The organism is Palleronia sp., from assembly GCF_042089775.1.
Taxonomy (GTDB): domain Bacteria; phylum Pseudomonadota; class Alphaproteobacteria; order Rhodobacterales; family Rhodobacteraceae; genus Palleronia.
In genome coordinates this window covers 20,468-28,740 of record NZ_JBELKF010000044.1, presented here as the reverse complement: position 1 = coordinate 28,740, position 8,273 = coordinate 20,468, and the positions used below count along the sequence as shown (strand labels likewise).

General features: G+C 65.9%; 6 protein-coding genes. 1 reads left to right on the top strand and 5 read right to left on the bottom strand.

From position 1 onward, the window contains the following. Both ACFDS3_RS11930 and ACFDS3_RS11925 read right to left on the bottom strand, forming a co-directional pair. Positions 1-407: hypothetical protein (locus tag ACFDS3_RS11930; RefSeq protein WP_375262574.1), on the bottom strand; the 407-nt coding region annotated here is incomplete at its 3' end. A 527-nt stretch (positions 408-934) separates the two neighbouring features. Then, a complete protein-coding gene (locus ACFDS3_RS11925) occupies positions 935-1,309 on the bottom strand; it encodes a transposase (RefSeq protein ID WP_375262573.1) in 375 nt (124 codons plus the stop codon). Between the two features lie 404 nt (positions 1,310-1,713). Here ACFDS3_RS11925 and ACFDS3_RS11920 point away from each other — a divergent pair, with 404 nt between their 5' ends. Next, a complete protein-coding gene (locus ACFDS3_RS11920; protein ID WP_375262572.1) occupies positions 1,714-2,214 on the top strand; it encodes a PRC-barrel domain-containing protein in 501 nt (166 codons plus the stop codon). A gap of 63 nt (positions 2,215-2,277) precedes the next feature. Here ACFDS3_RS11920 and ACFDS3_RS11915 read toward each other — a convergent pair whose 3' ends face one another. The 3 genes from ACFDS3_RS11915 to ACFDS3_RS11905 all read right to left on the bottom strand — a co-directional run bounded on the left by ACFDS3_RS11915 (position 2,278) and on the right by ACFDS3_RS11905 (position 8,079). After that, positions 2,278-4,053, bottom strand: coding sequence for a thiamine pyrophosphate-requiring protein (locus ACFDS3_RS11915; RefSeq protein WP_375262571.1), 1,776 nt, complete (start codon positions 4,051-4,053; stop codon positions 2,278-2,280). 330 nt (positions 4,054-4,383) lie between these two features. After that, positions 4,384-6,372, bottom strand: a complete 1,989-nt coding sequence (locus tag ACFDS3_RS11910) for a protein-L-isoaspartate(D-aspartate) O-methyltransferase (RefSeq protein ID WP_375262570.1) — start codon at positions 6,370-6,372, stop codon at positions 4,384-4,386. Between the two features lie 153 nt (positions 6,373-6,525). Continuing rightward, a complete protein-coding gene (locus tag ACFDS3_RS11905) occupies positions 6,526-8,079 on the bottom strand; it encodes a GXWXG domain-containing protein (RefSeq protein WP_375262569.1) in 1,554 nt (517 codons plus the stop codon). Positions 8,080-8,273 lie beyond the last annotated feature (194 nt).

Here is an 8,273-nt window from a genome sequence, read left to right as displayed (position 1 = left end):
TGAACGTCCACGTTCGGCGCGGGCACCATTGCCTGGGCTTCGGCTTCGACATCGACCTGCTCGGAAGCCTGCACTTCTTCGGAGACCTGCACGTCGGCCTCAGCTTCGGCCTCAGCTTCGGCTTCGGCTTCGACTTCTACTTCCGCCTCGGCGAAGGCCTCGATCTCTTCGGCATAGGTCGCGCACTCTTCGGCGGCGTCCTCGTTGATGGCCGTCACGACGTCCTGCGCCGACAGGTCGCCCACGCTGCCGTTGTTGTCGGCGATCACCTGACCGAGGGTCTGGCATTCGTTCGTCTTGTTCGACAGCTGGTCGGGGTTGATTTCGATCTGCTGGGCAAAGGCGCTACCCGCCATCGGCAGGGTAAGTGCAGTGCTCAGGAGCAGGGCGCGGGTACTGATCTTCATAACAATCGTCCTCCAGAAATTAGTACATGACCGTCTGGTCTACTCACGAAAAGCGGAGGAGCCGCGTGAGTTCCGTCTTTTTGCCAGCGAGACGTGTATTGAAATTCTGATCGAGTTGCTCGAGGCCAGTCAGAATGGATCTCCAGCGGGTCTGAAAACTTGAGGTGGTCCCTGGCACCGTGCCAGTTTCGCAGCGCTGCCCGGCTCGGCTCCGGACTTCGGTACGTTTCGTCCCCGTCGATGCCTTTTGCGCAGGTGGATTGCACCTGCCGAAGCAGGAGAGCGGCATTTTTCCGGTGCTCGTTCCTGATCTTTACGCTGGCCTGTAGTGAGGTCCTTTGGGCACATGCTTCAGTCCGTGGTCAGCGCCTGGATGCCAACATGATGCTGGTCCGGTGCAATTCCGGCGTTCCCATCTCATAGGCGTGCTTGATGAGTGCCAGCCCCGGTCCGGAGCACGGCATCATCGGAACCACAGCCCTGCGGGACCTCGAAGGCCTGCGAACAGGCAGGTAGCAGCCTGCGGATCAAGCTGTCGGCGCAGCATCCATCTGTAGGGCGGTGCCATCGACCCCACATGCGGTGCAGAGTGACCGAGATCCGGCAGGCCAACGCCACCGTCGCCCTTTTTCTGCCCCGGCGCTTAGCACCTTGAGCGCCCAGCTTCTCGGCCATGCCGCTTGGCCCCGGCTCATCATCACGATTGCGGCCTGGCACAACGCGCGCCTCAAGCTCACGTCACCGGCCTTGGTGATGCCGCCTGAGACATCGCGCGCGCCAGACTGGCTGCGCGACGGCGTCGGACCGACCCAGGGGCCGATGTTCTTCGAAGAGGTGAAGCGGCTCGGGTCGCCGATCGCGGATCGGTAAGTCAGGGCGACAACTGCGCCAACTCCCGGCATCGTCCTTCCGTCCGTCCGATCAGTCTGCCACGCCCCCTCTTTTTCAACCGCAGGCTGGAGGCCGTGCAGTGTGCCTGGTCGCATCCGCTGCCCGGCAGTGGTTCGCGCAGCTTGATCCCGAAAGGAGGACATGGACTGGCCTGCCGATCACCAGCTCCCTCAGCAGACGGGGCCATTTGCGGTGCTCGAAATGTGGCATTGTGGTGCGTGACCGCTGATGGACCGCCCATAGGCCCATCCTCGCCATCGGCCGCCGAACGCGCTCGCCGCCGACACGATGGCCCCGGTTGCGCAGGCGGGTGGTTTGCCGGCTGCCATGGAGCTGCGTCTCCATGAACTGTCATCGAGCGGGATCTTCAGAGTTCGCGTGGGGGCTGATGATGATGAGAAGACGGAGGCGGCGCATGTGCCGGCGGCGCTCGTGGGAACCGGGAGGGACGGGCCGGCTTGACCCGAAGATACTGTCACATGGAGATGCCGCAATGCGACACCGGTTCAAGGTCATCTACTTCCTCCCGCTCGCCTGGAGCAGCGCCGTTGCGGCGCAGGATCTTCCGGATGAAATTCCGGATAGCCTGTCCAATGCTTCGAGCATCGCGTCTGCCGCTCAGTCGCTGGGTGAAGCAGGCGCGGAAAAGCTCCTTATCAAGGATCTGATCGGCAAGACTTTGACCGGGGCGGACGGGAACACCGTCGGCAGGGTCGAGAACTTCGTGGTCATTCCAGGGGGGCGCATCGTTGCCGCACTGGTCTCGACAGGGGAGGGCAGCACGATTGCCGTACCCTATGCCGCGATCAAGATGGCGGACGCTGCCGAGGCTGCAAACTTGACCGCGCAGATTCCCGCTTCGGAACTGAGCGGGATGAGCGAGCTGAAGTCGCTCGCCGAGGCCTTCACGAACTGAAGCACGAGGCGCTTCGTGGCCAAAGGCGCAGTACGGCGGGTGTGAGCCTTTGCGCCCGCCGCGTCACGAGGTGAAGTAGCGCTTGAAGGCGTTCTTGATGATGGCGCCTTCGTCGGGGTCGCCTTTCATCAGCGTGCTGAAGTAGTTCTTGCGCTGCTGGGATGTAATCTTGGGCGGGAGCGTCGGGATCGAGGCGTCGCAGACGCAGTCGATCACGACCGGGCGGTCGGCCGCAAAGGCCTGGTCCCAGGCGGGTCCGATCTGGTCGGGATGCTCGACCCGCAGCCCCGTCAGCCCCAGCGATGCGGCGTAGGCGGCATAGTCGAATGGCGGCACCTTCTGCGTCTCTTCGAGCTTCGGGAAGCCGCCCATGGCGCGCATCTCCCAGGTGACCTGGTTGAGGTCCTGATTGTTGACCACGGCGATCACGCAGCGCGGGTCCTCCCAGGCTCTCCAGTACTTGGCGATGGTCATGAGCGCCGCGTTGCCGAGCATCTGCATCGCTCCATCGCCGACGAAGCTGACCGCGACCCGGTCGGGATAGGTGAACTTGGCCGCCGTGGCGTAGGGGACGCCGGGGCACATCGTGGCCAGCGTGCCCGAGAGCGATGCCTTCATCCCTTCGCGGATCTTGATGGCGCGGGCATACCAGTTTGCCGAGCTGCCGCTGTCGGCCGAGATGATCGCCCCGTCGGGCAGCCGCGACGAGCACTCCCAGAACAGGCGTTGCGGATTCACCGGGTCGCCTTCGTGCATGGCGCGCTTCTCGACGCCTTCCCACCATTTGGCGACGTTCTTCTCGATCTTCTCCTGCCACGACCGGTCGGACTTCCGCTCGAGGTAGGGCAGCAGGGCGGCCAGCGTATCGCGGCTGTCGCCGGCGAGGTTGACTTCCATCGGGTAGCGGATCGACAGCATGCCGGGGTCGATGTCGATCTGGATGCCGCGCGCCTTGCCCTCTTCGGGCAGGAATTCTGCATAGGGAAAACCCGAGCCGGCCATCAGGAAGGCGTCGCAATCCATCATCAGGTCCCAGGACGGCGAGGTACCCAGAAGGCCCATCTGTCCGGTGACATAGGGCAGGTCGTCGGGCAGCGCGGCCTTGCCAAGCAGCGCCTTGCACACGCCCGCCCCCAGCGTCTCGGCGACGGCCCGGACCTCGGCGCCCGCGCCCATGGCGCCGGCCCCGATCATGATGGCGGGCTTCTTGGCCTCGTTGAGGATGGCGGCGGCGCGGCGCAGCTCGTCCTCGGGCGGGAAGCTGCGGGGCTTGGACGGGTAGCCGATGCCGGAATGGACGGTGCCGTGCTCGTGCGGCGGGCTCTCGACGGCGTCTTCCTCGCCGACATCGTCGGGCAGGATGATCGCGGTCACGCAGCGCTTGGCCTTGGCGATGCGAAAGGCGCGGTCGATCAGGTGGCGCATCTGCGCCGGCGACTGGCAGTAGTGGACGTAGTTGTGCGCCACGTCCTTGAAGAGCGTGAGCAGGTCGACCTCCTGCTGGTAGCTCCCGCCAAGGGCCGCGCGGTCCTGCTGGCCGACGATGGCGACCACCGGCTGGTGGTCGAGCTTGGCGTCATAGAGCCCGTTCAGCAGGTGGATGCCGCCGGGTCCCGAGGTCGCAAGGCAGACGCCCGGCTCGCCCGTCCACTTGGCGTGAGCACAGGCCATGAAGGCAGCCTCTTCCTCGTGGCGGGCCTGGACGAAGGTGAAGCGGTCGATCGACTTCTCAAGCGCCTCAAGGGTCGAGCTGATGCCGTCCCCCGGATAGCCGTAGATGTTGCGGACGCCCCATTCCGTCAGTCGCTCCAGCATGAAGTCTGCCGTGGTCTTGGCCATGTCTCTCTCCCGGTCTGAGGTCGCTGTGGTGACTCTGCACGTGGAAGGACACCACCGTCTTGGGCGAACGAGGGCGTGACGCACCGGTTCCGGTTCGCCCTGAAGTTCGGCCGGCCCCGGCGGCAGTAACATCAGGCACCCGATGCCGCGCCCTTGGTCACTGCGCGTGAAATTCATCTGAGCGCAGCCTGCGGCAAAGAGGTGGCCGCAAGCCGCACCAGGCCGAAGAAATACGAAGGCCCTCACGTCATTGGCAGATGTGCTTTCTGAGCACGCTCATCGGCACGGTGCATTCAGAGCGTTTGCTGATGGCGGCCGGCCAGAGCGGCTTCAGATTCCGAAGGGCCACGTGTCCGGCATGCCCGTGCGCGGCTCCTCTTCACCTATTAGGGGCGTGACTGCGCTGGTCTCGTCGAACCAGACCCAGGCGTCGAACTGTCGGGGAAGGGACGTCCGCGCATAATGACTCTGAAGCTCGGTTTCGGGCCGATAGATGACGCCGATGAACCTTTCGAGTCGTTCACGCTCAAGGCGGCGCCGCAGGGCGGGATCGCGGTGCAGATCAAGCAGGAAGCGCGCCTCTCCGGCGTCGTGACAGAGCCGCTCGTAGCTGTCTTCGCGCGAGGGACGGACGCGCTTGACCGCCATCTCTGCGCCCCAGTCATTTGCCGCGGCGACCGTTCCGGTGTGGGTCCCGAAGCCGATCGACGCGGATGCGTCGCCAAACCGCTCACGGACCAGTTGCCCGATATTGTGCTCGCCGCGGACCGCGCCCATCTCGGTCGCGCGGGCATCGCCGATATGGCTGTTATGGGCCCAAACGACAGCCTTCGCATCCGGACCCTGAGCATCGAGCACGTGCTCAAGCGTCTCGAACATGTGGCTGTCGCGCAGGTTCCAGCTTTCGGCGCCGCCATAGTACATGACCTTGTAATATTGCTCGGCCGATCGGATCAGGCGGGCGTTCTGGGCTGCATCGAGATAGCGGGTGCCGTCCTGCGTCTCGTACTCCAATCTCTTTTCAAGAAGCGTTCGAAGCTGTGCGACCACGTCCTCCTCGCAATCGCGGTAGCGCTGGCTCAGCACGGCCCGGCCGTAGGTAGCCGGATCGCCTTGCCACGGGGTCAGACATCCGTAGCGTTCCCGCGCGATCTTGGCAGCTTCGGGATCGACCTGATCGAGATACTCGAGGACGGCAGAGATCGACCCCTGCATGTTGTAGATGTCAAGGCCGTGGAACGCCACCTGCCTGTCCGCGGGGCCGTCGCGGTTGAAGTCGCGCAGCCATTCGGTGAAGTCGACGAAATCGGTGTTGCGCCACATCCACGTCGGAAACCGCGAGAAGGGCGGCCCATCGGTCTCGCCATCGGGACGGTGGCGCACGTAGCGGTCGACTGCCGCGGCGTCGGGCCAGTCGGCTTCGACGGCCACGATGGAAAAGCCATGGCGTTCGATCAGCGCCTTGGTGATCGCCGCGTGCGCACGATAGAACTCCGAGGTGCCGTGGCTCGCTTCGCCCAAAAGCACCACCCGGCGATCGCCGTACCGGTCGAACAACGTGCCGAAGGCGGAATCATCCAGATCGGGAAGGGGCTCTGCCGCGTCGCCGATCATGTCGGGCAGGGACTTCTCGCGGGCGGGGGCGTGGTTGCTGGCCGAGCGGGTTCCGTCCTCGGCCCATCCTTCCGCACCGATCAGGGGCACGAATCTGACGGCGCCCAGCTCTTCCTCTTCCCAGGTATCGTCGGCGGTTCGACGGATACGCGTCAGCGTCTGGTTGTCTTCGCCCGGCTGCAAGGGAATGACCAACACGCCGCCGATCGCAAGCTGCCGCTTCAGCGACTCCGGCGCCGTCGGCGCGCCGGCGGCGACAAGGATCGCGTCGAATGGCCCCGCTTCGGACCACCCGCGGGTGCCGTCGCCGGTCCTGAGGGTCACGTTCCCGTAGCCAAGCCGCGTGAGCCGTTCCTCCGCCCTCTGCGTCAGCCTTTCGTGCCGCTCTATGGTGTGCACGCTTTCCGCGATCCGGCTGAGCACGGCGGCGGCATAGCCCGAGCCCGCGCCGATTTCGAGCACCCGATCTCCCGGGCGCACCTCGGCGGCCTCGATCATCATGGCGACGATGTAGGGCTGCGAGATCGTCTGCCCCTCGGCGATGGGAAGCGGGCTGTCCTGGTAGGCGAACTCCTCCATCCCCGGATCGACGAAGGCTTCGCGCGGTACGGTGCGCATCGCTTCGAGGACATGAGGATCGCGGATGCCGCGCCGGGCGATCTGCCGGTCGACCATGAACTCGCGTGCAACGGATCTGCCGGTCATGTGTGTCCTCCGCTGAATCTTGTGCTGTCGGCGCGCCGGTCCTTGCTTGAGGTTCGGGCCGGGCGTTCGAGGATCGTCCACTTCACCTAGTTGACTGGCCGAGACGGCAAGGGTGACAAGCCGTTCGCGCGATCACGTGAAACGGGCGCCTGCTCACGGCTCGACGGTCAACAGGAAGAAGTAGGGCGCCGCCAAGGGTGTCTGCATCGCCCCTAGTACGCGGGCCGCGTCGATGCGGCGGAAGTGGTCCACGATCGGCTGGCGGTCATAGATCATCGCGGCGCTCAGAGAGGTGCGATACTCGATCCGCGCGAGGGTCGCCGTCGGGTGCCGCGCTCGCAGGACGCCGCGGAGGGCGGCAAAGCCTGTGCGGGCCGGCAGGCTCCGTGCGAGGCGGGGCCAGCGGAGGGCAATGCTGAGCGGCATACGCGCGGGATCGAGCGCAACATCGGGATGAAAGACCAGAGGATCCGCGCGCCCCTCGCTGTCGAAGCGCTTGCCACGCCAGCCAAGTCGCTCGAGAAGCCCGTCGAGCGGGTGGCCCGTCGGCAACCCGGTGCCCTGCCAGCTGCCCACCAGGTCGTGGAGGTCGACCGCGGGCAGGTTGTCGAACCGAGCGAGGGCACGATCGGTCGTGAGACCGTTCGCGCGCCACCGAAGAACCCAATCCGCCCCTTCATGCGGTGCAGGGCCAGGTTCTTCCTTTTCACCCATCGCTTCGGGCCTCATCGCGGCCGCAAGCTCGGCGGAGACGGTCGCGGCTGATCCGGCGTAGCGGGCCGAGTGGTGAAAGCCGGTGACGCGCCGTGCGCCGGCGGAGCGGGCGATCTCTCCGGCCGCGCGGGCCGTGAGGTGCGCCGTGGCGCTCGCCCGGTCGCTATCGGCGTCGGCGAATGGCGCCTCTATGAAGAGATGATCGGCGCCGCGGGCAAGCTCTACGATCCGCTCGCGGTTAGGTGCCGTGTCGGCGGCGTCGGTGACGTAGGCCACCCGCTGTCCTGGTGCGACGTGGAACGCGCGCTCGCGGAGATCACCGAGGGGCATTTCGCCGTGGCCCGGGATGGTGACGCGATGATCGTCAGGGGCGCCGGCCCGGATGGCTGTCTTGGCGGCGTCGAGCCAAGGGCCGACCGGCAGGCCCATTTCGTTCAGCGCGGTCCGCCAGACGTTGATACGAAGGCTTTCCTGCAGGGCGAAGGCGAGAGCGGGAATCCCTCCGTGGTCGAGCGCCGCGGCCTCGACCGCCAGATCATCCTCGCCCAGAACAAGGCCGTCGCGCAGGTCGGGGAGCGGCAGGTCGCGGCGGCGGAACGCCTCGCGGGCGCGGAACTCCCCGGCGTTCGAGATTCGCCGGCCGTCGAACTCCCAGACCGCGAGGCGGAAGTCGACCGAACTCGGGCCCAGCAGGTTCCAGCTGAAGCCGCCGAGCCGGCTCTCGACCTGGTCCACGAAGCCTGCGGGACCGATCAGGGTAAGGGCGCGCGGCCGGTTGAGGCGCAGGCGCATCAGGGGGTCGAACCCGGCGATATGGTCCATGTGGGCGTGCGAGATGAAGGCGTGACTGACGCGCAGAAGCTCCCGCGGCGTGAGTGGCCCGAGGCCGCCCAGGTCGAAGAGCATCGCGCGCCGACCGAAGCGGAAGTCGAGATAGACGCCGGGATCGCCATCGGGCGGGTTGACGAGGCGGGGTTGGACGAGCTGGGTCATCTCGACACCTTTGCAGATGAACCACCATCCTCGGCAATGGGGATGGCTGCGGTCAACACGGCGACACCGGCAGGGTTGCATCGCCACGAGACGGGAACGTCACCAGGCGCCCGTGCTCTGCACGAAAGACCGACCTGCTTACAGCTCCGGCCTGCGCATAAGCTGAGCCAATTGCAGCGTGCGCTTTGAGAATT